Origin of the sequence: Salmonella sp. SAL4457, from assembly GCF_046548235.1 — a bacterium.
Taxonomy (GTDB): Bacteria; Pseudomonadota; Gammaproteobacteria; order Enterobacterales; family Enterobacteriaceae; genus Salmonella; species Salmonella enterica.
Window position 1 is genome coordinate 1 of record NZ_JBGDZO010001424.1, and the last position, 232, is coordinate 232.

1 protein-coding gene is annotated in these 232 nt (G+C 65.5%); it reads right to left on the reverse strand.

Annotated elements, in window-relative coordinates; genetic code table 11:
* Positions 1-232, reverse strand: a 232-nt coding sequence (locus tag ACLJNW_RS28870) for an OprD family outer membrane porin (protein WP_410962115.1), incomplete at both ends; no start/stop codon positions are given.

Below are 232 nucleotides of genomic sequence, written 5' to 3' on the forward strand. Positions count from 1 at the left end.
ATGTACATGTCGTCGCTGCCGGCCGACTCGCGAGTGCGCGACTTCCACAATTGCCCCGCGGTGAGGGTGAGACCCTCGATCTCGCTGGAGGTCAGCAGCGCGCCGTCGAAGGTCTGCGGCAACAGGCGCACGTCGTCGCGGAACGCCACCGGCAGTTGCGGCATGAGGATGCCGACCTGTAGCTGGGTCTGCGAATAGCGCAGCTTGGCGGTCAGGCCGAGGTGACTGTAGT